Origin of the sequence: Methylobacterium indicum, from assembly GCF_017347565.1 — a bacterium.
GTDB classification, from domain to species: domain Bacteria; phylum Pseudomonadota; class Alphaproteobacteria; order Rhizobiales; family Beijerinckiaceae; genus Methylobacterium; species Methylobacterium indicum.
Window position 1 is genome coordinate 267422 of sequence record NZ_AP024145.1, and the last position, 25686, is coordinate 293107.

At 66.3% G+C, this 25686-nt stretch carries 20 protein-coding genes; 11 read left to right on the forward strand and 9 right to left on the reverse strand.

What is annotated here, in order from left to right; translation table 11 throughout:
• Window positions 1–39: 39 nt before the first annotated feature.
• The 3 genes from miv_RS01335 (at window position 40) to miv_RS01345 (ending at window position 2860) form a co-directional block, all read left to right on the forward strand.
• A complete protein-coding gene (locus miv_RS01335; RefSeq protein ID WP_048429210.1) occupies window positions 40–981 on the forward strand; it encodes a polyprenyl synthetase family protein in 942 nt (313 codons plus the stop codon).
• 70 nt (window positions 982–1051) lie between these two features.
• Window positions 1052–2158 (forward strand): 3-isopropylmalate dehydrogenase, encoded by a 1107-nt coding sequence (leuB, locus tag miv_RS01340; protein ID WP_048429211.1) that lies wholly within the window; start codon window positions 1052–1054, stop codon window positions 2156–2158.
• Between the two features lie 123 nt (window positions 2159–2281).
• On the forward strand, window positions 2282–2860 hold the full coding sequence (locus miv_RS01345) for an LOG family protein (RefSeq protein WP_207181025.1): 579 nt from the start codon (window positions 2282–2284) through the stop codon (window positions 2858–2860).
• Between the two features lie 154 nt (window positions 2861–3014).
• Here miv_RS01345 and miv_RS01350 read toward each other — a convergent pair whose 3' ends face one another.
• Both miv_RS01350 and miv_RS01355 read right to left on the reverse strand, forming a co-directional pair.
• Window positions 3015–3428, reverse strand: a complete 414-nt coding sequence (locus tag miv_RS01350; RefSeq protein WP_048429213.1) for a hypothetical protein — start codon at window positions 3426–3428, stop codon at window positions 3015–3017.
• Window positions 3429–3526: 98 nt separating this feature from the next.
• Window positions 3527–4420 carry a hypothetical protein gene (locus miv_RS01355; RefSeq protein ID WP_207181027.1) on the reverse strand — a complete coding sequence of 298 codons (894 nt, stop codon included), beginning with the start codon at window positions 4418–4420 and terminating at the stop codon, window positions 3527–3529.
• A 440-nt stretch (window positions 4421–4860) separates the two neighbouring features.
• On the opposite strand from miv_RS01355, the gene miv_RS01360 reads away from it, so the two are divergent.
• The gene (locus miv_RS01360) at window positions 4861–5895 is read left to right on the forward strand and encodes an aspartate-semialdehyde dehydrogenase (RefSeq protein ID WP_058619595.1); all 1035 of its coding nucleotides are present in this window, start codon (window positions 4861–4863) and stop codon (window positions 5893–5895) included.
• Window positions 5896–6005: 110 nt separating this feature from the next.
• Window positions 6006–7547 carry an L-piperidine-6-carboxylate dehydrogenase gene (gene amaB / locus miv_RS01365; protein ID WP_207181029.1) on the forward strand — a complete coding sequence of 514 codons (1542 nt, stop codon included), beginning with the start codon at window positions 6006–6008 and terminating at the stop codon, window positions 7545–7547.
• 42 nt (window positions 7548–7589) lie between these two features.
• Here the strand turns inward: amaB and miv_RS01370 are convergent, their stop codons facing one another.
• Window positions 7590–8759: a M20 aminoacylase family protein gene (locus miv_RS01370; RefSeq protein WP_207181031.1), complete on the reverse strand. Its 1170-nt coding sequence runs from the start codon at window positions 8757–8759 to the stop codon at window positions 7590–7592.
• A gap of 292 nt (window positions 8760–9051) precedes the next feature.
• Between miv_RS01370 and miv_RS01375 the strand changes: the two genes are divergently transcribed.
• From miv_RS01375 to miv_RS01395, 5 genes are all read left to right on the forward strand, one after another.
• Complete coding sequence (locus miv_RS01375) at window positions 9052–10662, forward strand: ABC transporter substrate-binding protein (protein ID WP_207181033.1); 1611 nt, start codon at window positions 9052–9054, stop codon at window positions 10660–10662.
• A 336-nt stretch (window positions 10663–10998) separates the two neighbouring features.
• The gene (locus tag miv_RS01380) at window positions 10999–11979 is read left to right on the forward strand and encodes an ABC transporter permease (RefSeq protein ID WP_207181035.1); all 981 of its coding nucleotides are present in this window, start codon (window positions 10999–11001) and stop codon (window positions 11977–11979) included.
• A 15-nt stretch (window positions 11980–11994) separates the two neighbouring features.
• The gene (locus miv_RS01385) at window positions 11995–12939 is read left to right on the forward strand and encodes an ABC transporter permease (protein WP_207181037.1); all 945 of its coding nucleotides are present in this window, start codon (window positions 11995–11997) and stop codon (window positions 12937–12939) included.
• Between the two features lie 5 nt (window positions 12940–12944).
• Entirely contained in the window at window positions 12945–13928 is a 984-nt protein-coding gene (locus miv_RS01390) for an ABC transporter ATP-binding protein (RefSeq protein WP_207181039.1), read from the forward strand.
• Complete coding sequence (locus miv_RS01395; protein ID WP_207181046.1) at window positions 13925–14971, forward strand: ABC transporter ATP-binding protein; 1047 nt, start codon at window positions 13925–13927, stop codon at window positions 14969–14971. Before miv_RS01390 ends, miv_RS01395 begins: the two co-directional genes overlap by 4 nt.
• A 146-nt stretch (window positions 14972–15117) precedes the next feature.
• Here the strand turns inward: miv_RS01395 and miv_RS01400 are convergent, their stop codons facing one another.
• The 4 genes from miv_RS01400 to miv_RS01415 all read right to left on the reverse strand — a co-directional run bounded on the left by miv_RS01400 (window position 15118) and on the right by miv_RS01415 (window position 21448).
• Entirely contained in the window at window positions 15118–17571 is a 2454-nt protein-coding gene (locus miv_RS01400; protein ID WP_207181048.1) for an SIR2 family protein, read from the reverse strand.
• A gap of 331 nt (window positions 17572–17902) precedes the next feature.
• Window positions 17903–18808, reverse strand: coding sequence for a carbohydrate ABC transporter permease (locus miv_RS01405; protein WP_244748819.1), 906 nt, complete (start codon window positions 18806–18808; stop codon window positions 17903–17905).
• Window positions 18805–19674 (reverse strand): carbohydrate ABC transporter permease, encoded by an 870-nt coding sequence (locus miv_RS01410; RefSeq protein ID WP_207181050.1) that lies wholly within the window; start codon window positions 19672–19674, stop codon window positions 18805–18807. The genes miv_RS01405 and miv_RS01410 overlap by 4 nt, the downstream gene beginning before the upstream one ends.
• 394 nt (window positions 19675–20068) lie before the next feature.
• Entirely contained in the window at window positions 20069–21448 is a 1380-nt protein-coding gene (locus miv_RS01415) for an ABC transporter substrate-binding protein (protein ID WP_207181051.1), read from the reverse strand.
• A 315-nt stretch (window positions 21449–21763) separates the two neighbouring features.
• Between miv_RS01415 and miv_RS01420 the strand changes: the two genes are divergently transcribed.
• Window positions 21764–22852, forward strand: a complete 1089-nt coding sequence (locus miv_RS01420) for a mandelate racemase/muconate lactonizing enzyme family protein (RefSeq protein ID WP_048429224.1) — start codon at window positions 21764–21766, stop codon at window positions 22850–22852.
• 112 nt (window positions 22853–22964) lie between these two features.
• Here miv_RS01420 and miv_RS01425 read toward each other — a convergent pair whose 3' ends face one another.
• Window positions 22965–24266, reverse strand: coding sequence for a GGDEF domain-containing protein (locus tag miv_RS01425; RefSeq protein ID WP_244748820.1), 1302 nt, complete (start codon window positions 24264–24266; stop codon window positions 22965–22967).
• Window positions 24267–24507: 241 nt separating this feature from the next.
• A complete protein-coding gene (locus miv_RS01430) occupies window positions 24508–25659 on the reverse strand; it encodes an alpha-hydroxy acid oxidase (protein WP_048429225.1) in 1152 nt (383 codons plus the stop codon).
• Between the last annotated feature and the right edge of the window lie 27 nt (window positions 25660–25686).

Below are 25686 nucleotides of genomic sequence, written 5' to 3' on the forward strand. Positions count from 1 at the left end.
CCGCAGCACACGACGCCGGGCCGTCCCCAGGAAAATACGATGGCCGGCACCACAGGATACCCGCAGGCAGGCGATTTCACGGCGCGGCTCGCCGCCGTCGCCAAGAGCACCGAAGGCTTCCTCGCCGAGCGCCTCGGCGACGGCGTCCAGGCGGGCGAGATCGCCCGGCCGCCCCGGCTGATGGAGGCGATGCGCCACGCCGTGCTCAACGGCGGCAAGCGCCTGCGCCCCTTCCTCGCCATCGAGACCGCCCGGATGCTCGGCGGTCCGTTCGAGGGCGCGATGGCCGCCGGGGCCGGCGTCGAGCTGGTCCATTGCTACTCGCTCGTCCACGACGACCTGCCGGCGATGGACGACGACGACCTGCGCCGCGGCCAGCCGACCGTGCACAAGAAGTACGACGAGGCGACGGCCATCCTGGTCGGCGACGCGCTCCAGACGCTGGCCTTCGAGATCGTCGCCGATCCGGCCTGGCAGGCCGATCCGCTGATCCGCTCCGAATTGGTGCTCGGCCTCGCTCGCGCCTCGGGCCTCGGCGGCATGGTCGGCGGCCAGCTCCTCGACCTCGGGGCGGAGGGGCGGTTCGGCCCGGCCAATCTCGACGTCGACGCCACGCTCCAGCTCCAGGCGATGAAGACCGGCGCGATCCTGGCCTTCTCGGTCGATGCCGGCGCGCTCGTCGGCGGCGCCTCGCCCGAGGAGCGCCGCGCGCTTCTCGCCTACGGCCGCGCGCTCGGCCAGGCCTTCCAGGTCGCCGACGATATCCTCGACCGCGAGGCTTCGTCCGAGGCGATGGGCAAGCGCACCGGGAAGGACAAGGATGCCGGCAAGGCGACCCTGGTCGACCGCCTCGGCCTCGACGGGGCGCGTGCCGAGTGCGAGCGCCTGGTGGGCGAGTGCGAGACCGCGCTCAAGCCCTGGGGCGAGGCCGCCGCGACGCTGTGCGAGGCCGCCCGCTTCACCGTCGCCCGCAAGTCTTAAAATCCCTCGATTCCCGCGGGGGGACCGCCCCCCGCCCTCCCCTCTCTTCCCGGTTTGAAAGATCCACGCCATGGCCACGCACAAGATCCTGCTCCTGCCCGGCGACGGCATCGGCCCCGAGGTGGCACAGGAAGTCGCCAAGGTCCTGGCCTGGTTCACCCGCGCCGGCATCGCGCAGTTCGAGACCGAGACCGATCTCGTCGGCGGCGCGGCGATCGACGCCCACGGCGTGCCGCTCTCGGAAGCCGCGATGGACCGGGCCAAGGCCGCCGATGCGGTGCTGTTCGGCGCCGTCGGCGGGCCGAAATGGGCCGGCGTCTCGTATGCCAAGCGCCCCGAGGCGGGCCTGCTGCGCCTGCGCAAGGATCTGGGCCTGTTCGCCAACCTGCGCCCGGCGATCTGCTACCCGGCGCTCGCCGAGGCGTCCGCCCTCAAGCGCGAGCTGGTCGAGGGCCTCGACATCGTCATCGTGCGCGAGCTCACCGGCGGCGTCTATTTCGGCGAGCCGAAGGAGATCGTGACCCTCGAGGACGGCCAGAAGCGCGCGATCGACACCCAGATCTACACCACCGGCGAGATCGAGCGGATCGCCGCGGTCGCCTTCGACCTCGCCCGCAAGCGCCGCAACAAGGTCGCCTCGGCCGAGAAGCACAACGTCATGAAGACCGGCGTGCTGTGGAAGGAGACCGTGACGAAGCTCCACGCCGAGCAGTATTCCGACGTCGGGCTGGAGCACGTGCTGGCCGACAACTGCGCCATGCAGCTGGTGCGCAACCCCAAGCAGTACGACGTGCTCGTCACCGACAACCTGTTCGGCGACATCCTGTCGGACGTGGCGGCGATGCTGACCGGCTCGCTGGGCATGCTGCCCTCGGCCTCGCTCGGCGCGGTCGAGAACGGCACGCGGCGCGCCCTCTACGAGCCGGTCCACGGCTCGGCGCCCGACATCGCCGGGCAGAACCTCGCCAACCCGATCGCCATGATCGGCTCGCTGGCGATGGCGCTGCGCTACTCCTTCGGCCTGCTCGAGGCCGCCGACCAGCTCGAGAGCGCCATCACCCGCACGCTCGCCGCCGGCACCCGCACCCGCGACATCGCCGGGCCGGGCACCAACGCGGTCGGCACCACCGAGATGGGCGACGCCATCGTGCGCGAGCTGCAGGCGCAGGCGGGCTGAGAGGGGTCGCTTTCTCCCGCGACCTCATCCCGAGGCCCTGCGTCAGCAGGCACCTCGGGATGAGGTCGTGGAGGGGATGACGCTCAAGCCGATCCCGATTTCCGATCGACAGGGAGAACCACCATGCGCCTGTGCGTGTTCTGCGGTTCCAGCGACGGGGCCCGCCCGCTCTACCGCGAGGCGGCGACCGCGCTCGGGCGCCACTTCGCCGAGGCCGGGATCGAGCTGGTCTATGGCGGCGGCAAGGTCGGGCTGATGGGCGCGGTGGCCGACGGGGCGCTGGCGGCGGGCGGCCGGGTGACCGGCATCATGCCCAAGGCCCTCGTCGAGAAGGAGACCGCGCATCTCGGCCTGACCGATTTGCGCGTCGTCGCCTCGATGCACGAGCGCAAGGCCCTGATGGCCGATCTCGCGGAGGGCTTCGTGGCACTCCCCGGGGGCCTCGGCACCTTCGAGGAGATGTTCGAGGTCTGGACCTGGGCCCAGCTCGGCTACCACAGGAAGCCGCTCGCGGTGTTCAATGCCGGCGGCTTCTACGACGGGCTGCTGGGCTTCCTCGACTCGGTGGTGGATGAAGGTTTCGTGCGCGAGCCGCACCGGGCGATGCTGATCGTCGGCACCGAGCCGGCGGACCTCGTGGCGCGGATCCGCGCCTACGAGCCGCCGCAGGTGATCAAGTGGGTGAAGGCGGAGGAGCGGTAGGCTCCCCGCTCCTCTCCTCTTCCGATCGCTCCGGCGCTCCTGGCAGCTCGCGGCTCCGGGATGATCCGGAGGGCGAGACATCGATCGGGCGAAGACCGCAAACTAAAACGGGCCCCTTTCGGGGCCCGTCGCATGTCCGGATGCGGTGCCAGGCTCAGTAGCCGTAGCGGGCCCGCGACAGCGGCGAGGTCGGGTCGAGGTAGTCGACCGCGGACAGGTCCACCGTGACGGCGGTGCGGCGGGCGCCGATGAACGGGCCGTTGGTGATCGGATCGGGCAGGATGCCGGCGCCGCCGAAGCGCTCGCGGTTGGCGATGTAGGGCGGCGAGTTCAGGTAGGAGGCGGTGATGAAGTGCGGGTTGGTGGCCGGGTTGCCGGTCGCGCCCGAATTCGCCTCGACCACGTTGCCGGCATCGAGCCAGCTGCGCGGGCGCACGCGGATCGCGAGACCCTGGCCGTCCTTGTAGCTGCGGATGACGTAGCTGTCCTGCGCCTGCGAGGCAGCGGTGCCGGCGCCCAGGGCCGCGAGGGAGAGAAGCCCGGTCAGGGCGAGAGTCTGGAAGCGCATGACGCACCTTTGCTGAACGTCGCCAGGGGTAGCGTCGCACTCGTTAAGAAACGACGCCTATGGGGAAAAAGACGTGCGAGCGCGGCCGAGGTTCCGCCTCACGGCACAGCCGGTCGCGAATGCCGCACTCTCGCCGCATTCCTGCGAACCGCCTTGCGGGGCATCGGCACCGCCGCGGTGGTGACCGGCTCCTCCGGCGGGCAGGCGGCCATGCGCGGGCCGGCCAGCATGGTGGCGACCGGCGCCGGCAGGTCGGCGCCTGGGTGCCCCGCGAGGCGGTCGACCGCGCAGGCCACCGCCTGCGGCTCGGGCAGCTGACCGAGGGGCGCGCAGAGCCAGCCTTCGAGCCGCAGGGCGGCCCCGAGGCGGAACGCCGTGCAGGCGCGCTTCCCCTCCGCGTCGGCGAGGGTCGCATCGACGGTGTCGAGGGCGCCGAACCGCGTCGAAACCTGGCCGCGCTCGCCGGTGCGCACCACCGACAGGCCGCCGGCCTCCGCCGCCCGGCGGGCCAGGGTGACGAACAGGCTTCCCTCCCCCTCCGGCTCGGCGGTCTCGGTGGCGACGAGGCGCAGGTACGGCGCCTCCTGGACCGCGAATTCGCCCGCGGTCAGGGTGTCCTCCCGCAGGCCCGGCTGCGTGCGGGCGCTGCCGGTCGCATCGCCGAGGCTGTAGCGGTCGGCCGCAGCGGTGTGCCAGGCCGGCGGCGCCACCGCGGGGGCGGCGTAGCGCGGCACGAAGGCCGCGGCCTCGGCGGCGAGCGGCGGATCGGCGAGGCGCCGCTCGCTGGCGAGCACGCTGAGGAGCGCGATCACCCCGGCCGCGCCGGCGGTGCGCGCCAGGATGCGCAGCCGCCCCGCGCCGCGCGAGAGCCGGCGAGGCTCCGCGCGGGACAAGGGCCGCGGCAGCAGCGGCGCGACGGGACCGATGTCCTGCACGAGGGCTTGGCCCGCCCGCGCCAGGGCGGCGTCGTCGAAGTCCGGCCTGTGCCGCACGGGCTCGCTCCTTCGGTTCGCGCAATCTCGCGAAACAAGGAGTCGCACCGCATTTTAGCGATTTCCTTGACCCGGCCCGGCTTGTCCTCAGGGGGCGCGAGTCAGGGTGAACGGGGCGCTAACGCGTGACGGGTCGCGGACTCTGTCGCCGGTTCCCGACCCCGCCGACCATTCACCCCTTGACAGATCGTCGCGTTCGGGCTGTTGCTGTGCGCGCTCGCGCACCCCGTCTCGGGTGCGCCTTTCGAGGACTGACCCCGCGCCATGCGGCTCGTGTCGACCACGACGAAACGCAAAGCCACGACGGCGATTACCGCCGCCGGCTGAAGCCTCGCGTCGTCCTCGGATCCCTCCCCGTCCGTGGCGGACGGAGGCCGGGCTTACCCGAAGCCCGCCTGAGATCGTCCGGGGAGGAGTTAGTCCGAACTGGAGCGATTGAGATGGGTTACAAGGTTGCCGTCGTCGGAGCCACCGGCAATGTGGGCCGCGAGATGCTCGACATCCTGGCCGAGCGCGCCTTCCCGGCCGATACCGTGGTGGCGCTCGCCTCCCGCCGCAGCCTGGGCCAGGAGGTCTCCTTCGGCGACAAGACCCTGAAGGTCCAGGCCCTCGACCAGTACGACTTCTCCGACACCGACATCTGCCTGATGTCGGCCGGCGGCGAGACCTCGAAGGAGTGGTCGCCCCGCATCGGCCAGCAGGGTTGCGTCGTCATCGATAACTCGTCGGCCTTCCGCTACGATTCCGACGTGCCGCTGATCGTGCCCGAGGTGAATGCCGACGCGGTGGTGGGCTTCACCAAGAAGAACATCATCGCCAACCCGAACTGCTCGACCGCGCAGCTCGTCGTGGCCTTGAAGCCCCTGCACGAGGCCGCCACCATCAAGCGCGTCGTCGTCGCGACCTACCAGTCGGTCTCCGGCGCCGGCAAGGAAGGGATGGACGAGCTGTTCAACCAGACCCGCGCGGTGTTCACCGCCGGCGAGGTCAAGATGCAGAAGTTCACCAAGCGCATCGCCTTCAACGTCATCCCGCACATCGACGTCTTCATGGAGGACGGCTCCACCAAGGAAGAGTGGAAGATGGTGGCCGAGACGAAGAAGATGCTCGACCCCAAGATCAAGCTGACGGCGACCTGCGTGCGCGTGCCGGTGTTCATCGGCCACTCCGAGGCGGTGAACGTCGAGTTCGAGCGCCCGCTCTCGGCCGAGGACGCCACCCAGATCCTGCGCTCGGCGCCCGGCATCCTGGTCGACGACAAGCGCGAGCCCGGCGGCTACATCACCCCCCACGAGGCGGCGGGCGAGGACGCGACCTACATCTCGCGCATCCGCGAGGACATCACGGTCGAGAACGGCCTGTCGTTCTGGTGCGTGTCGGACAACCTGCGCAAGGGCGCGGCGCTCAACACGGTCCAGATCGCCGAGGTGCTGATCAACCGCAAGCTGATCTCGCCCAAGCAGAAGGCCGCGTGAGCGCGACCGTCCTGTAGAAGCGGGAACCGATCCCGTGTAATCACCCGAATCATGACCGGCCCGTCTCCCCCGAGGCGGGCCGTCTTTCGTCAGACGCGGAGATCCTGCCCATGGCCCCGACCATCCTGTCCGTCCGCGACGACACCCTGGCGGTATTGGAGCGCCTCGGCGTCCCGGCCTCGGCCTTCGCGGCGGAAGGCGGAGAGGGCGGCCTGCCGGCGCGCTCGCCGATCGACGGCGGCGTGGTGACGACGGTGCGCGAGACCACCGCCGCGGAGGCCGAGGCGGCGCTGGCGCAAGCCGCGCAGGCCTTCCTCGCCTGGCGCCGGGTGCCGGGCCCGCGCCGGGGCGAGCTGGTGCGGCTGCTCGCCGAGGAGTTGCGCGCCCACAAGGACGATCTCGGCCGGCTCGTGACGCTCGAGGCGGGAAAGATCCTCTCGGAGGGCCTCGGCGAGGTCCAGGAGATGATCGACATCTGCGACTTCGCGGTCGGCCTGTCGCGGCAATTGCACGGGCTCACCATCGCCACCGAGCGGCCGGACCATCGGATGATGGAGGTCTGGCACCCGCTGGGCGTCTGCGGCGTCATCACGGCGTTCAACTTCCCCGTCGCGGTCTGGGCGTGGAACGCCGCGCTGGCGCTGGTCTGCGGCGATCCGGTGATCTGGAAGCCGTCGGAGAAGACCTCGCTCACCGCGCTCGCCGTCCACGCGCTCGCCGCGAAGGCGGTGAAGCGCTTCGGGTCGGACGCGCCCGACGGCCTGCTCGGCCTCCTGATCGGCGGCCGGGAGCTCGGCGAGCGGCTGGTCGAGGACGAGCGGGTGGCGCTCGTCTCCGCCACCGGCTCGACCGCGATGGGCCGGCAGGTCGCCCCGAAGCTCGCCGCCCGCTTCGCCCGGGCGATCCTCGAGCTCGGCGGCAACAACGCCGCCATCGTGGCGCCGTCGGCCGATCTCGACCTGGCACTCCGCGCCATCGCCTTCGCGGCGATGGGCACCGCCGGCCAGCGCTGCACCACCCTGCGGCGGCTGTTCGTGCACGAGAGCGTCTACGACGCCCTGGTGCCGCGCCTGAAGGCCGCCTACGGCTCGGTGCGGATCGGCGATCCGCGCGACCCCGCCACCCTGATCGGCCCGCTGATCGACGTGCATGCCGCCGACGGCATGGCGCGCGCGCTCGACGAGGCCCGCGCCATCGGCGGCACGGTCCATGGCGGCGAGCGCCTGCGCGACATTCGCGGCGAGGCGGCGGCCTATGTCCGCCCGGCGCTGGTCGAGATGCCCGAGCAGACCGGCCCGATGCGCCGCGAGACCTTCGCGCCGATCCTGTACGTGACGCGCTACACCGACCTGGAGGAGGCGATCGCCGCCCAGAACGCGGTCGCGGCCGGCCTGTCCTCGTCGATCTTCACCCGTGACCTCTCGGAGGCGGAGATCTTCCTGTCGGCGTCCGGCTCCGATTGCGGCATCGCCAACGTCAATATCGGCCCGTCCGGCGCCGAGATCGGCGGGGCCTTCGGCGGCGAGAAGGAGACGGGTGGTGGCCGCGAGGCGGGGTCGGATGCCTGGAAGGCCTATATGCGGCGGGCCACCAACACCATCAACTACGGCAAGACCTTGCCGCTGGCGCAGGGTGTGACGTTCGAGGTGTGAGAGACCCGGCCCGGCGCTGCGGCAGCGCCGGGCCGTTCCTTCTCACGCCGCCGGCATCGCCCGCTCGATCATCCGGGCGAACAGCGAGACGCCGTAGGGCGTCGCCTGGTCGTTGAAGTCGTAGGCCGGGTGGTGCAGGCCCGCACCCGGGCCGGTGCCGAGGAAGATGTAGGCGCCGGGCCGGGCATTCAGCATGTAGGAAAAGTCCTCGGCGCCCATCATCGGGGCGACCGCCCGCTCCACCGCGCCCTCGCCCGAGACCTCGGCGGCGATGTCGGCCATAAAGCCGGTGCGGTCGGCATCGTTGACGGTCACCGGGTAGCCGCGGCCGTAATCGGCGCTCGCGGTGGCGCCGAAGGCGGCGGCGATGCTCGACGCCACCTGACCGATGCGCGCCTCGCACAGGTCGCGGACCGATTCCGAGAGCGTACGCACCGTGCCGTTGAGGATCGCGGTCTCGGGGATCACGTTGAAGGCGTCGCCGGCCTTGACCTGGGTGATCGAGATCACCGCCGATTCCACCGGATCGACGGTGCGCGAGACGATCGATTGCAGCGCCGTGACGATGTGGGAGGCGACCAGCACCGGATCGATGCAGTTGTGGGGCGCCGCCGCGTGGCCGCCCTTGCCGCGCACCGTGATGGTGATCCGGTCGGCCGCCGCCATGATCGCGCCCGGGCGGATCGCGAAATGGCCCAGGGGCAGCCCCGGCATGTTGTGCAGGCCGTAGACCTCCTGGATGCCGAAGCGCTCCATCAGGCCGTCCTTCAGCATCTCGTCGGCGCCGCCGCCGCCCTCCTCCGCCGGCTGGAAGATCACCACCGCCGTGCCGTCGAAGTTGCGGGTCTCGGCGAGGTACTTGGCGGCGCCGAGCAGCATCGCGGTGTGGCCGTCGTGCCCGCAGGCATGCATCTTGCCCGGCACCGTCGAGCGGTGGGCGACGCCGCTCGTCTCCTCGATCGGCAGGGCGTCCATGTCGGCGCGCAGGGCCACCACCTTGCCCGAGCCGCCGCTGCGGCCGCGGATGACGCCGACGACGCCGGTCTTGCCCAGACCCGTCACCACCTCGTCGCAGCCGAAGGCCCGTAGCCGCTCGGCCACCAGGCCGGAGGTGCGATCGAGCGCGAACAGCAACTCGGGATGCTGGTGGAAGTCGCGGCGCCAGGCCGTGATCTCGTCGGTGAGGGCGGCGACGCGGTTGATGACGGGCATGTGACGATACGCTCGTGTGGGGACGGAAAACGGACGGGCAGGATGCAACAGGCAGAGCGGCGCGCGGTCAACTCCCTCCGGCCGTTCGCGAACGGCGCCGGCCCGGCGCCCGGCGCATGACCCCGCCCGGTTGGCCCAGGACTTGTTAGGGCTGCGCGATCGTTCCTGTCCCGTGCACCATCCGGCGAGAAGGGCCGGGACGATGCATCATTTTTCATCATTCCGGCGTCGCGCGCGGCGCCGGAAGGCTCTAGTAAGAGCCTCAGCGTCCCCCCGCGGAGTGTGCCCGTCGATGTCGTTCGTGAAGTCCCGTCCGCTGCTGGCCTGCCTGACCGCCGCCACCGCTCTCCTGGCGGTCGCCGGTGCCGCGCCGGCCTCGGCCGCCAACACCTTCCGGTTCGCCTTCCAGGGCGACCTCAAGTCCCTCGACCCGTACACCCTCAAGGAAACGTTCACGATCGCGGCGCACGGCGCGGTCTACGAGTCCCTCGTCACCCGCGACAAGGACCTGAAGCTGGTCCCGGGCCTCGCCGAATCCTGGGAGACCCCGGAGCCGACCCGCTACCGCTTCAAGCTGCGCAAGAACGTCAAGTTCCACGACGGCTCGCCCTTCACCGCCGACGACGTGATCTTCTCCGCCGAGCGCGTGCGGGCGCCGGGCTCCAACTTCCAGACCAACGTGCCGGCGGACGCCACCTTCGTGAAGGTGGACGACCACACCGTCGACATGGTGCTGAAGAACCCCAACCCGATCGCCCTGTACCAGTTCGGCAACTGGTACATCATGTCGAAGATTTGGGCCGAGAAGCACGACGCCCTGAAGCCGACTCCGGTCGCCGCCACGGCCCCGAGCTACGCGGCGCTCCATGAAAACGGCACCGGCCCGTTCGTCATCACCGAGCACCAGCCCGGCGTGCGCACGGTGTTCAAGAAGTTCGACGGCTACTGGGGCAAGGTCGAGTCGAACCTCGACGAGGCGGTCTTCACCACCATCAGCAACGACGCCACCCGCGTCGCCGCGCTGATCTCGGGCGAGGTCGACTGGATCGACCCGGTGCCGCTCCAGGACCAGAGCCGCGTCAGCTCCAGCAACAACGCCGTGGTGGTGAACGCCCCCGAGCTGCGCACGATCTATCTCGGCATGGACCAGACCAGCGACGAGCTGCGCGGCTCCAACGTGAAGGGCAAGAACCCGTTCAAGGACGTGCGGGTGCGCGAGGCGTTCTTCCGCGCCATCGACGAGGATGCGATCGTCAAGCGCGTCATGCGCGGCCAGGCGACCCCGGCCGCCCTCCTCATCGCCCCGCCGCTCTTCCCGCTCGCCGGTGACTTCAAGCGTCCGGCCTACGACCCGGCCAAGGCGAAGGCCCTTCTCGCCGAGGCAGGTTACCCGAACGGCTTCGAGGTGCCCCTCGACTGCCCGAACGACCGCTACGTCAACGACGAGGCGATCTGCCAGGCCGTGACCTCGATGCTCGCCCGCGTCGGCGTCAAGGTGAACCTGATCGCCCAGCCCAAGGCGAAGTATTTCGCCAAGATCCTGAAGCCTGCTTTCGACACCTCGTTCTACATGCTGGGGTGGACGCCGTCGTCGATGGACTCGCACAACATCCTGTACGAGATCGCCGGCTGCCGGACCGACAAGGCCTCGCCGCGCGGCACCACCAACCTCGGGAATTACTGCAACCCGAAGGTGGATGCGCTGGCCGACAAGATCGAGCGCGAGACCGACCAGGAGGCCCGCAACCAAATGATCAAGCAGGCCTACGAGATCGTCATGAACGATTGGGGCTACATCCCGCTCCACCAGCAGGCGCTCGCCTGGGGCGTGTCGAAGAAGGTCAAGCTGGTGCCCCGCGCCGACAACCAGATGATGCTCTACTGGGTGTCGAAGGAGCCGTAAGGCGCTCCTAAATTCGGGCGACCGGGCTGTGCGCATCCCCCTCTCCCCGCGGGCGGGGAGAGGGTCGAGCCCCCCTTGTCGGGGGCGAGACGAGGCGGCAGCCGAGGGTGAGGGGGAGGTGCCGAATGAGGCACGTCCGGGAACACCCCCTCACCCTCGCCCTTCGGGCTCCCTTCGCACCCGACGAGGGGTGCGAAGGCCTCTCCCCGCCCGCGGGGAGAGGAGATACCGGCGCTCTTTTTGTTGACGGACGAGCTGTTGGCCGACCGGCGTCGTGCATGTCCTGTTGAAACTCCGAGATTCCTCGGACCACACGAGAACACAAGAACCCCCCTCATGCTCGCCTTCATTCTCCGCCGCCTGCTGCAATCCGTCGGGGTGCTGCTGGCGGTCGGGCTGATCGCCTTCGCGATGTTCCGCTTCGCCGGCGATCCGGTGAACCAGCTCGTGGCACCCGATACGCCCTATGCCGAGCGGTTGCAGATCCGCCAGAGCCTCGGCCTCGACGATCCGGTGCTGGTGCAGTTCGCCCGCTACGCCGGCAACGCCGTGCGCGGCCAGTTCGGCAACTCGTACCAGTTCCGCCAGCCGGTCTCGACCTTGCTCGCCGAGCGCATGCCCGCGACCCTCGAACTGGCCTTCTGCGCCACCCTGTTCGCGCTCACCGCCGGCATCCTGATGGGGGTCTACTCGGCGCTCCGGCGCGACAGCGTCGGCGCCAAGCTCGTCCAGGCGATCTCCCTCGTCGGCGTCTCGCTGCCGACCTTCCTGATCGGCATCCTGCTCATCTTCCTGTTCTCGGTGACGCTGGGCTGGCTCCCTTCTTATGGCCGCGGCGACACGGTGCGGATCGGCTGGTGGACCACCGGCTTCCTCACCGCCTCGGGCTGGCGGGCGCTGATCCTGCCCTCGATCACGCTGGGGCTCTTTCAGATGACGCTGATCATGCGCCTCGTCCGGGCCGAGATGCTGGAAGTCCTGCGCACCGACTACATCCGCTTCGCGCGGGCGCGGGGCCTCACCACCCGGTCGATCCATTTCGGCCACGCGCTGAAGAACACGCTCGTCCCGGTCATCACCGTGGCGGGTCTCCAGCTCGGCTCGATCATCGCCTTCTCGATCATCACCGAGACGGTCTTTCAGTGGCCCGGCATGGGCCTGCTCTTCGTGCAGGCGGTGCAGAACGTCGACGTGCCGATCATGGCCGCCTACCTGCTGCTGGTCGCCCTCATCTTCGTGACGATCAACCTCGTGGTCGATCTCCTCTACACCATCGTCGATCCGCGCCTGCGCCTCTCGGTGCGGCGGGCGGCCTGAGGATTTTTGAGAGTCATGGCCTCCCCCGCCCTTCCCGCCGCGGCCCCGCCGTCGCGCCTCGCGCGCTTCCTCGATTCCGACCTGTTTGCCAACTTCAAGCGCTCGAAGCTCGCCATCGCGGCCTTCGTCGCCACGGTTTTGTTCGTGGCGCTGGCGCTGCTGGCCCCCCTCATCTCGCCGCAGAACCCCTACGACCCGGCGCAGCTCGAGCTGATGAACGCCAGCCTGCCGCCGCTCTGGTACGCCGACGGCCAGGCGCCGTTCCTGATCGGCACCGACGACCAGGGCCGCGACGTGCTCTCGGCAGTGTTCTACGGCATGCGCCTGTCGCTCCTCGTCGGCGTGCTCGGCGTGCTGCTGTCGGGCTTCATCGGCATCGGGCTGGGCCTCGTCGCCGGCTATGCCGGCGGCTGGGTCGATACGATCATCATGCGCGTCGCCGACGTGCAGCTGACCTTCCCGGCGATCCTGATCGCGCTCATCGTCGACGGCGTCGCCAAGGCGGTGGCCGGCGGCCACATGGAGGCGGATGCGCAGATCGCCCTGATCGTCGTGGCGATCGGCCTGTCGTTCTGGGTGCAGTATGCCCGCACCGTGCGCGGCTCGGTGATGGTCGAGAAGAACAAGGATTACGTCCAGGCCGGCCGGCTCATCGGCCTGTCGGCGCCGGTGATCCTCACCCGCCACATCCTGCCGAACGTCACCGGCCCGGTCTTCGTCATCGCCACCATCAACCTGGCGCTCGCGATCATCACCGAGGCGACGCTCTCCTTCCTCGGCACTGGCCTGCCGGAGACGATGCCGTCCCTCGGCACCCTGATCCGCACCGGCAACCGCTTCCTGTTCTCCGGCGAGTGGTGGATCGTCGCCTTTCCGGGCCTGGCGCTGGCCGGCCTCGTCCTGGCGATCAACCTGCTGGGCGACTGGCTGCGCGACGCCCTGAACCCCAAGCTGCAATGACCGACATGACCCAACCCGTCCTCTCGGTGCGCGACCTGCGGGTCGAGTTCGCCACCCGCCGCGGCGTGCTGACCGCCCTCGACGGCGTCTCCTTCGAGATCAACCGCGGCGAGGTGCTCGGCGTCGTCGGCGAGTCCGGCGCCGGCAAGTCGGTGACCGGCTCGGCGGTGATCGGCCTGATCGACCCGCCCGGCCGCATCGCCGGCGGCGAGATCCGCCTCGCCGGCGAGCGCATCGACAACCTCTCGCCCGACGCGATGCGCAAGGTCCGCGGCAAGCGCATCGGCATGATCTTCCAGGACCCGCTGACCAGCCTCAACCCGCTCTACCGGGTCGGCCGGCAGATCGTGGAGACGATCCGCACCCATACCGATCTCTCCGCCAAGGCCGCCCGCCAGCGGGCGATCGACCTTCTCGCCGAGGTCGGCATCCCGGCGCCGGAGCGGCGGATCGACGGCTTCCCGCACGAATTCTCCGGCGGCATGCGCCAGCGCGTCGTCATCGCGCTGGCGCTCGCCGCCGAGCCGGAGCTGATCATCGCGGACGAGCCGACCACGGCGCTGGACGTCTCGGTCCAGGCCCAGATCATCACGCTCCTGAAGCGCCTCGGGCGCGACCACGGCACCGCCGTGATGCTGATCACCCACGACATGGGGGTGATCGCCGAGGCCGCCGACCGCGTCGCGGTCATGTATGCCGGCCGCGTCGCCGAGATCGGCCCGGTGGCCGCGGTGGTGGGCGATCCGCTCCACCCCTACGCCAAGGGCCTGATGGGGGCGATCCCGTCCCTGTCGCACGAGGCCGATCGGCTGGCTCAGATTCCCGGCGCGATGCCGCGGCTCTCGGCGATCCCGCCCGGCTGCGCCTTCAACCCGCGCTGCCCGAAGGTGTTTGCCCGCTGCACGGTGGACCGGCCCGAGCCCTTGACGGTCGGCTCGCACCGGGTCGCCTGCCACCTCTACGACGCGACCGGACAGGCCGCCGCATGAAGCCCCATATCGCCTTGAAGCCCGTGATCACGCCCCAGCCCGACTACGTGCAGGTCCGCGACCTGCGCCGCCTGTTCGACGTCTCGCGCCCCTGGCTCAACCGGGTGATCGAGCGCCAGCCGCGCCAGTTCCTGCGCGCCGTCGACCACGTCTCGTTCTCGGTCGCCAAGGGCGAGACTCTGGCGATCGTCGGCGAATCCGGCTCCGGCAAGTCGACGGTCGCCCGCATGGTGGTCGGCCTGATGCCGCCCTCCGACGGCGAGGTGACGATCGCCGGCATCTCGATGACCGACCCGCGCCAGGCCGCCGAGCGGCGGCAGTTGCGCCGCCGCATCCAGATGATTTTTCAAGACCCCTACGCCTCGATGAACCCGCGCTGGCGGGTCGACCGGATCATCTCGGAGCCGATCCGCGCCTTCGGGCTCCTCAGCGGAGAGCGCGAGATCCAGGCGCGGGTCGGCGAGCTGCTGACCCTGGTCGGCCTGCACCCGGACGACGGCAAGCGCTACCCCCACGCCTTCTCGGGCGGCCAGCGCCAGCGCATCGCCATCGCCCGGGCGCTCGCCTCCGAGGCCGAGTTCCTGGTCGCCGACGAGCCGACCTCGGCCCTCGACGTCTCGGTCCAGGCCCAGATCCTGAACCTGATGCGCGACCTCCAGGACCGGCTCGGCCTGACCTACCTGTTCATCAGCCACAACCTCGCCGTGGTGCGCCACATGGCGAACCGCATCGGCGTGATGTATCTCGGCCGCATCGTCGAGATCGGCGGCGGCCGCGAGCTCTTCACCACCCCGAAACACCCCTACACCCGCATGCTCCTCGATGCGGTCCCCGACCTCGCGCATGTCGGCCGCCAGCGCGTGCCGGTGCAGGGCGAGATCCCCAACCCGATCAACCCGCCGTCAGGGTGTACTTTTCACCCGCGCTGCCCGTTCGCGAATGAGCGGTGCAAGGCGGAGGTGCCGGTGTTCCGGGATGGGGTGGCGTGTCATGCGGTGGAGGAGGGGCGGTTGATGCCGGGGGGTATGGCGGCAGTCGCGTAGTTTTAGGTAAAATGTGCCGCATTCAACGGATTAGCAATATTTTTGTAAGCAAGCTGCCGTACGCACATTTATAATACTCATATAATAGACTTGCGCTCACTGTAGAGTGAGTGCAAGTCTATTATATGAGCAACACAGTTACATGGCTAATCAATATCTTGAATAATATCTAAATCATCCTCTGCCTTGTTAGCCGCCATCAGAGACGCCTCTTGCCTCTCGAAACGCCGGATAATAAAATTTATGTCCGGATCTCCAAGTCTTTGTTCGGCGAGCCTTAAGTTTTTTATGGCGTCATCAAACGCTTCGCGTGAGCCGCCCAACCTCATGATGTTAATGCCAACTGTACAGTAGGCTGCGAATACGCCCTTGGCTTGATAATGTCTTTTAACTGCTGTTACCGCCAGCTCTCGAGCTTGCTCAAGAATGGCAAGCCTATCTGATTTCATAATCCCCGGAGTATCAACGGCACGTGCGACCAGCAAATCGATTTTTAAGCGCGCTACTGGCGCATCAGTTTTGAAATCTTTTTCAAATATACGTATTTCTGTTTGTGCCTGATCAAACTGCCCAGCATCCGTCAAGTTCCTAATCAGTCGGTGGCGAGGAACCCTTTGCCCTGGAAGTGCTGAAATCATTTTTCTTAATAGTCTATTCTGCGTGTTTTTGTCAGCTATCTTTGGTATTCCCGTATCTACATTGCAAAGTGAAACAGCCGATCTGACTTCAATATCATATGTCGGAGAAAGATTATCAATAACTTTCTCAAAAAGATCGATAAGCTCAGCTTTTTTATTAAATTTGTATTTGATAATAATCGCGCTTATTACTGAGTGTCGGCCCCGCCATCCATACACGTGATTCTTTCCATCAATTGTATATTCATTGATAATATCTGTGAGGCTTTCAAGCAATGCCCTCGTAGTAGACATAGGTATTCCCAACAATCTTATTACTAATTGTCGATGCACACGTACGCCAGACGTCTCAAGTGCGGATACAAGTCTGTATATATCTTGATGGCTTTCTGGCAAAGATGCATATTCTCGCAATATAATGTCGTCAAAGCTGTCAGATGCAAAAATATTTCGCATGCAGACAAACATGTCGGACTCACAACGCTCAATCAGTCGCCGCCTTTTTTCAGTCTTTGTGAATCCAGCAAAGTTTGACTCTATTATCTGAGAAATCTCCTCCTTACTCTCCACCAGCGCAAGGAGTTGATTTATTTCTTCTTTGTCTAGCTGAGATAAATAAAATTCCTTACCTTTCTTATATAAATTGGGAGTTTTTACACGAGGGCGCCAATTGTTACGTGTAGAGGTGGCGATAACAATTAGCGATATTTTATTTTTATTTGCTAATAAATCGATAAGTTCATTAAGTTCAAAAAGATGATTATGAGCTTCGTCAATGAACAATACACCGCGCCTACTCGTTTTATCAAGAGAGTCTGATAAATCGCCCCACTCAACAGCGTCTAAGTAGTGGTCGTTCTTATGCTCCCAGCACGAATAATCAGAAGATTTTAGCTTCAAAAGGACTTGCCTGATGGCTGTTGTCTTTCCGACCCCGCTCGCTCCCACTAAAATTGCGCATAGACCACCATCTGAGAGTAGATATTCTACAATCGCATCGGAAATTGTTCTATGAAATGTAAGTTCATTGGATATATCAGCATAGCTTGCTGGCCATCCATTGAACATCCGACTTACGTCGGGTGATCCTGTTTCCAGTTCATGCGTTACATCAACCACCGTTGGAACAATACCAACGTGTCGCTCTATTATGTTTTCAGAAGATTTATAATCAAACAGAGGCCCAGGGGATACTTTTGCAAGCTCCAAAAAAAATTCATCGATTCCCGCAAATACTACACGCAATCCCCGCCCTTCGTAGAGTATCGCTCTATCGTCATCCCGCTGATACATCAACAAGGTGATACGTCCGGGTGCAAAAGTTTGTGAGTTTAGCTGTATGGATTTATTTATAATTGACTTTATATCTTCATCCGATAAAGAACTACCGATTATTATTAAATTTGCTTCAGCTAAATCTGTCTTCAAACTATTATAGAGATGCTCCCTAAATTCATAAACATGATCATAGTCGCTTTCCGTGATTATAATACGCGAATTATCTCCAAAAGAAACATCCTTCTCTATAGTACCGTGGAGCTTCAGTAGCTGAGTTTCTAGGAATCTACCACTCGCTCCAAAATCAAAATTGGAGGAAACAACTTTTATTGTTTTTGATTTTTTCTTATACGATTGTTCGATGAGAGTGTCATAATTTGTCGTATATATGGATTTCCAATTATATAGTGGCAGATTAAGCAGTCCCGCCGTTGGTTTTGATTTCTTAAATAAAGTCCTCAATTCCATTATCATCTTCTTTCGGTCTCCTGATTTTTTCTCAATCAGCTCTGTAAATTCTGCTAAACTGAAGTTTTGCTTGGCTTGATTGAATGTCTTTGACATATGATCCATGATATTTTGTACGCTTGGCGCATTTGAAGGCAGAGACGATCCGGCACCAAACAACAACACCGTCGATTCTGCTTTAATATCGCGCACAAAATCCTGGAGTGAGGCGGGCATCTATGATTTTTCCTCGAAAAACCGGCAGCGGCGACAATAGGCAAGGAGGCCACTATGGATTCAGCTTCATGTAAAATCAACTTTGCGTTACACAGAATTATCATATGAATAAAGAGGAGCAATTATGGATCCTTTTCGCGCTTATAAACAAGATGACAAGATATTGAATGGCGCCTGCAGCATCAGAAATCTAATTCGACAATACTAATAAATATTATATATTGGCTTTGCATGAAATAGATGTTCGTCCGCACCCCTTGAGAGGCCGTAAAAAATAAAATCGGCCACGAACGCCTCGTCCGTGGCCGATATATACCTAAACTGAAAGCCGTCAGCTCTTCACCGCCCCCGCCGTCAACCCACCCACCATATACCGCTTGAACACGTAATAGATCGCGGCCGGCGGCAGGGCGTAGATCAACCCGGTGGTCATCAGCAGCTCCCACGGCGAGTCATCCGCCGCCAGGAAGCTGCCCAACGCCACCGGCAGGGTCACGTCGGTGTCGCGGGAGAGGAGCAGGAAGGCGAACAGGTACTCGTTCCAGGCGAGCAGCAGCGCGTAGACGCCGATCGCGACCAGCGACGGGACCATCAGCGGCAGGTAGACGAAGCGGAAGAGCTGGGGCGGCGAGGCGCCGTCCATGATCGCGGCTTCGTCCAGCTCCACCGGCAGCTTGTCGGAGGCCTGCTTCAGCACCCAGATCGCGTAGGGGCTGGCGATCGTCACCATCGCGAGGATCAGCGCCCATTTCGAGTTGAGCAGCCCGTAGGCCCCCATCGTCTTGTACATCGGCACGGCCAGGAACGCGGCCGGGATGAAGTAGGTGAAGAGCGCCATGTTCATCACGGTCCGGCCGCCCTTCACCTTCAGGCGGCTGATTGCGAAGGCCGCCGCGGTGGCGACGAACAGCGTCAGCACGCCGGTCGCGAAGGCGATGACGGCCGAGTTCCAGAATTGCTGCCAGAAGTTCGACAGGAAGTAGTGCTGCTGCCCGAACACGATTCGAAAATTCTGGAGCGTCGGGTGGGCCGGAAAGAGCGCCCCCGACATCGCGTCCTGCTTGGGCGAGATCGCGAACAGGACGAGGTGGTAGATCGGGATCACGGTCCAGAGCAGGACCGGGATGCCAATGAGGAGGAGCTTCGCCTCAGTACCGGCCGCGCGCAGCCAGTTGGTGCGGGCGGCGGAGCGCTCCTCGGCGGACGGCGTCGCGCGGGCTGTCAGGGTCGTGCTCATTTCGAGAGCCTCTTCATCAGCACGTAGACCAGCGGCAGCACGAAGGGCATCGCGCAGACCACCGCCGCCATCGAGGCGTCGACCTGGTCGAGGCGGAGATACCGGATGCCGAGGGTCGCCAGAACGTGGGTCAGGTCGGCGGGACCGCCGCCGGTGAGCAGGTAGACCGAGTTGAAGTCGCCCAGCGTCCAGATCATCGACAGGATGGTGCAGGTCACGTAGAGCGTCCGCATCGACGGCCACGTGACGTGCAAAAACTTCTGCCACTTGGTGGCGCCGTCGACGGAGGCCGCCTCGTAGAGGTCGGCCGAGATGGCGAGCCGCCCGGCGAGCAGGATCAGCGTCCAGAACGGCAGCGATTTCCAGATATGGACGCCGATGGCGAGCGTGAGCGCGAGACTCGGGTCGTTGAGCCAGTTCGGGCCGTCGTCGCCGGTGAGCCGGAAGATCAGCGAGTTCACCACGCCCCATTCGGGGTTCAGCATGAACCGCACCGACAGGATGGTGGGGATCGACGGCACCGCCCAGGGCAGGATGAACAGCACCGACAGCCAGCGGATCCACTTCCGCTCGTTGGTGAAGAACCCCGACAACAGGAGCGCGATCGCCATCTTCACGTTGATGCCGATGATCAGGAAGATCAGCGTGTTGACGACGGCGCGGGCGAAGATCGGGTCTTCCGCCAGATGCACGTAGCTCGCGGGGCTCCTCGCCAGCCACAGGCCGTAGCCGATCGGGTAGATGACGAAGAAGATGAAGATCAGCAGGTAGGGCGCGATCAGGATCAGCCCCCAGGCCTGCCACGAGGTCAGGCGGAAGGGCTGGGCCGCGGCGACCGGCGCTGCCTCAGCGACCGTTGCGGACATGGTCGGTCTCCTGGGTGAGGCCGTGAGGCGGGGGATGGGAACATCGAGAGCGGGCCCCGATCAGGATGTGATCGGACCCCGCTCGGGATGATGTGGGTGGAGGCACGGGTGCCTCTCCTGTTGTTCCGTCGGGCCGTCTGTAAAAAGAAGAGCACCGGTTTCCCCTCTCCCCGCGGGCGGGGAGAGGGCCGTGTTCCCGTTCAGGGAACACGGCTAGCGGAGGCGCAGCCGAAGCGAGGGTGAGGGGGTGTTTCCGCAGGAGCCTCATCCGTCGAGACCCCCTCACCCCCGCCCTACGGGCTTGCCGCGCCCTCTGAACGAGGGCTCGGCCCTCTCCCCGCCCGCGGGGAGAGGGGTATTCCCGCGCCTTTCCTCGTCCCGAGCAGCCCCTTGGTTACTGCCCGGCGATCTGCTTGATGCGGGCCAGCATCTCGTCGGCGGCCTTCTCGACCGGGACCTTCTCGCTCACCACCCGGTTCATCGCCTTGGCGAACACGTTCTCGTTGTTGACCAGCGTGAACTTGTAGTTCTTCACGTAGTCGAACGGCTCGGTGCCGGACTTGAACTGGTTGTAGACCGCCTTGCGGTGCTTGTCGGCCTGCCAGAACGGGCTCTCGATCGACTCCTTCGTCACCGGGAACCAGCGGCCGATCGCGCCCTCGACGTAGGGACGGAGGTTGTCCTCCTCCATGATGAATTTTACGAATTCCTTGGCCGCCGCCTTGTTCTTGGCGCCGGAGAAGACCACGCCCTGCTTGACGTCGGCGCGGTAGGTCATCGGCTTGCCGTCCGGCCGGTTCGGGAACGGCGCGGTGATGATGGTCTCCTCGTAGGCCTTCTTCGAGGCCTCGCGCTGCTCGGGCGTGTTGTTCGGGTTGACGCTGTCCTCGTACCACTTCGCGGCGATCGAGATGGTGAAGTTGTGCGTCATCACCGTGGTGCGGTTGTGGAAGGCGACGTTGTTGTCGGGGTCCTTCCAGGTCGTGGCGGACGGCGGCACGCAGCCCTTGATGTAGGGGTCGGTGTAGTCCTTGAGCGCCTTGACCACGCCCTCGCGGGTCTTCGGATCGTCGACGGTCAGCTTGCCGTCGGCATCGACGAGCTTGGCGTCGTAGGCGTCCATGAAGGCGTAGAACGACTGGAAGCTGTCGGTCGATTCCACCCCCATCGGCGCGCCGATGCCGTAGGTGCGGGTGCCCGAGGCCTTGCGGTAGCCGGGCTGGACCTTGTCGCACCAGAACGCCCAGTAGTCGGACCATTTCTGCGGGATGTCGGCCTGCTTGAAGCCGGCCTTCTCCAGCATGTCGCCCCAGATCTCGGTGTGGAGCGTCTGGCGCTTGAGCGGGAAGCCGTAATAGGCCTTCTTGCCGGTCTGGCCGTTCATGAGCAGCACGTGCTCGACGGTCTGCGGCGCGAAGCGCGACATCATCGGCTGGAGGACATCGGTCAGGTCCTCGAGCTTGCCCTCATAGGCCCACTTGCCGGCGGCCTGGTTGTTGTAGGTGTCGGAATAGCCGACATCCGGCGGCGAGCCGGAATCCAGCGCTGCCACGGTCTTGGGGATCATGTCCTGGATCGCGTATTGCGACAGCTCGACCTTGATCCCGGTCTTCTGCTCGAACTTCTTGATCGTCGCCCAGAGCGACTCGTCCTCGGACCGATAGAAGCCCTTGCTGAACCAGACGGTGAGCGTCTTGTTGTCCTGCGCCACGGCCGGCAGCGCTGCCATAACCAGGGCGCCCAGCGACAACGCTCCCGCGATCACTCGCTTCATCGATCGATTCCTCCCACTCCGCCCCGTTGGTCGGGCGGCTATCCCGGCATATCAGCACGCCCCGCGGGCCGAGGCAATTCGGCGAAAGTCAATGGACGGCATGGATCAAGCGTAATTCCATGGCGCGCGACGGACCGGGCCGGGCGCGAGGATGTCGCCAGTCGAACGGCGCCGCCCGCACTCATCAGGAAGCCCCGTCGGCAGTACAGGCGGGCCCTGCATTGACGCGCCGCGCGCCGAACACCATACGCTGGCGCTAACAAAGAACCGACGACGTCGGACGCGGCCGATGGACCGCAACCAGGGAGGAGCGCCATGCCCCGCATCGTGTCGATGGAGGCCGGGTACTACCGCGTGCCGCTGGAGGTGACCCTCAGCGACAGCATGCACGGCGACATGCCGGCCTTCGAGCTCAACACCGTCGTCGTGCGCGACGCCGACGGCGCGCAGGGCACCGGCTACACCTATACCTGCGGCCGCAACGGCGCGGCGATCGACGCGATCCTGCGGCGCGACGTGCCCGACCAGCTCGTCGGCCAGGAGGCCGACCGGATCGAGCATCTCTGGCAAAGGATCTGGTGGGGCCAGCATTACGGCGGCCGCGGCGGGCCGGCGGTGCTCGCCCAGTCGGCGCTCGACATGGCGCTGTGGGACCTGAAGGCGCGGCGCCTCGGCCAGCCGCTCTGGACGCTGCTGGGCGGCAACGACGCCAGGGTACCGTGCTACGCCGGCGGCATCGACCTCCACCTGCCCCTCGACGCCCTGCTGCGCCAGACCGACGACAACCTGAAAAAAGGGTTTCGCGCGATCAAGATGAAGGTGGGGCGGGAAAAGCTCGCCGAGGACGTCGCGCGGGTGCGGGCGATGCGCGCGCATCTCGGCGACGGTTTCCCGCTGATGGCCGACGCCAACATGCGCTGGAGCGCCGACGAGGCGATCCGCGCCGCCCGGGCCTTCCAGCCCTTCGACCTCACCTGGCTCGAGGAGCCGGTCATCCCCGACGACATCGCCGGCCAGGCCCGGGTGGTGCGCGAGGGCGGCCTGCCGATCGCCGCGGGCGAGAACCTGCGCTCCCTGTGGGACTTCAAGCAGCTGATCGCGGCCGGGGGCGTCACCTATCCGGAGCCGGACGTCACGAATTGCGGCGGCGTGACCCCGTTCATGAAGATCGCCCACCTGGCGGAAGCCTTCAACCTGCCGGTCACCTCCCACGGCGCGCACGACGTCACCGTGCACCTGCTCGCGGCCTGCCCCAACCGCTCCTACCTCGAGGCGCACGGCTTCGGCCTCGACCGCTACATCGCCGAGCCGCTCACGATCGCGGAGGGGTTCGCGGTGGCGCCCGACCGGCCGGGCCACGGCATCGCGTTCGACTGGCAGGGCCTCGCGGCGATCCGCGCCTGATCCTGCCGGCTGGAGCCTTTCCCGGCGAAGCGGGCACCGGTCCGTCGATAGACAATGCGGCAAGATCGATGATCTGGAGCAGCGCCCGGTTGCAAGGCGATCGGGCGCGGCTCTACGGCGCCGGAATGCCGGTCCCCGCCACCCGGAACCGTCCCCGCCCCTCGGCCTTGGCGGCGTAGAGCGCCGCATCCGCCGCCGCGTAGAGCTCGGCGGAGGACAGGCCGCCGGTGTGGGCGATGCCGACCGAGGCGCCGACGGTGAAGGCCCGCCCGGCCCAGGCCATCGGCCGCCCGAGCGCCGCGACGAGGCGGGCGGCGACCTCCTCGGCGATCCCCGGCACGGTGGTGGCGAGCAGGATCGCGAACTCGTCGCCGCCGATCCGGGCGACGAGGTCGCCGTCGCGGCAGGAATGGCGCAGGCGGCCCGCGACCTCGACGAGGCAGGCGTCACCCGCCGGATGGCCGAGGGTGTCGTTGACCGGCTTGAAGCCGTCGAGGTCGATGAGCAGCAGGGCCCCGAAGGGGAAGCGCCCCGGGGCCTCGTCGAGGGCCGCGAGGCGGGCCTGGAACGTCGCCCGGTTGGCGAGCCCCGTCATGGCGTCGAACTCGGCGAGGTAGCGGGTCCGGTCGGCGAGGAGTTTTTCTTCCGTGATGTCCTGCTTCATGCCGAAGATGCGCACCGGCACCGCGCCCTCGCACTCGACCACCGCGGTGATGCGGATCCAGCGGCGGCGGCCGGCGAAGCTGACGATCTCGGCATCGAGGGTGAAACCGCCGCGCTCGGCGATGGCGCGGCTGCGGGCGGCGATCATCGCCTCGCGGGATTCCGGCGCGTAGCAGGCGACGGTCCGGCTCCGGTCGAGGGGCGCGCCGCGCGGCAGGTCGAACATCGCGTAGACCTGGTCGGTCCAGGTCAGGGTCTCGTCCGGCAGGGCGCATTCCCACACGCCGATCCGCGCCGCCGCCGAGGCCCGGTCGAAGATCTTGCGGCTGTGCGCGAGCGCCCGGCCCTGGGCGGCCAGGGTCTCGCGCAAGGTCGCCCCCGCCCGGGCGAGACCGCACAGGCTCTCGGCGGCGGCGGCGAAATCCGCGAGGCGCCGTCCCTGGGCCGTGGTCAGGCGGCGGGGCCGGGAATCGAGGAGGGCGAGGAGGCCCGCGCCGGCCCCGAGCGCCCGGATCGCGACGAAGCGGCACCCCGGCGCGCCGGCGACCGCCGGATGGGCGCGCCAGCGCGAGGCGGCGAGGTCGGGGACGACGAGCACGCCCGCGCCGGCGACCGCCCGGCACAGATCGAGGAGAGCGGCCGAGGGCGCCGCGCCGTCGGCCGACCACGGCGGTGCGGCCTCGTCGGGGTCGATGAGGAGGACGGTGTGAACGGCAAAGGCGACGCGGACGCGCTCGAGGAACGCGACCACGGCCTCCGTCCCCGGGGCCGGGAACGAGAAAAGATCGGTTGCGTCGCGCAACCCATTGCTCGCATGCATTGCAGGCAGAGATCACATCCCGAACGGTCTGACCGAACGTAATGGCCACGACTTAAGACATGATTGATCGACCCGTATTCACCGGTCAAGCTCCGGACATCGGGCGATCCTGCCGTCAAACTCATCCTGAACACGGCCGCCGCCACCGCGAAACCGATGGCGGCGGCTCGCCTCAGCCGCGGGTGAAGCGCAGGCTGTCGCGGGTGAGCTGGTCGATCGCGGTGCAGCCCATCAGCTTCATGTCGCGCTCGATCTCGATCCGCATCAGCTCCAGCGCCCGCTCGACGCCGGGCTGGCCGGCCGCCGCGAGGGGGAAGAGGTAGTAGCGGCCCAGCCCCACCGCCTTGGCGCCGAGCGCCAGGGCCTTGAGCACGTGGGTGCCGCGCTGCACCCCGCCATCCATGATCACGTCGATCTTGTCGCCGACGGCGTCGACGATCTCGGCGAGCTGGTCGAAGGCGCTGCGCGAGCCGTCGAGCTGGCGCCCGCCGTGGTTCGACAGCACGATGCCGGTGCAGCCGATCGCGACCGCGCGCTTGGCGTCCTCCACCGACATCACGCCCTTGAGGCAGAACTGGCCGCCCCAGTCGCGCACCATCTCGGCCACGTCGTCCCAGGTCATGCCGGGATCGAGCATCTCGGTGAAGTAGCGGCTGATCGAGAGGGCACCGCCGTCCATGGCGATGTGGTTCTCGAGCTGCGGCAGGCGGAAGCGCTCGTGCGTGACGTAGTTGATGCCCCAGGCCGGCTTGATGGCGAACTGCGCCATGCCGCCGAGGGTGAGCCGGAAGGGAATCGCGAAGCCGGTGCGCTTGTCGCGCTCGCGGTTGCCGCCGGTGATGCTGTCGACGGTCAGCATCATCACCTCGATGCCGGCCTGCTTGGCGCGGGCCATCATCTCGCGGTTCAGGCCGCGGTCCTTGTGGAAGTAGAACTGGTAGACCTGGGGCCCGCTGCTGATCCGGCGCGCCTCCTCCAGGCTGACGGTGCCGAGCGAGGAGACCCCGAACATCGTGCCGAACTTCCCCGCCGCGGCGGCGACCGCGCGCTCGCCCTGGTGGTGGAAGAGCCGCTGCAGGGCGGTGGGCGAGCAATAGACCGGCATGGCGAGGCGCTGGCCCATCACCGTCACCGACATGTCGACGTCGGTCACGCCGCGCAGGACGTTGGGGACGAGGTCGCAGGCCTCGAAGGCGGCGGTGTTGCGCCGGTAGGTGACCTCGTCGTCGGCGCCGCCGTCGATGTAGTTGAAGATCGGGCCGGGCAGGCGGCGTTTCGCCATGCGGCGGAAGTCGTGGAAGCTGTGGCAGTCGCTCAGGCGCATCGGGGCTCTCGCATCAAGGCTTTCCCG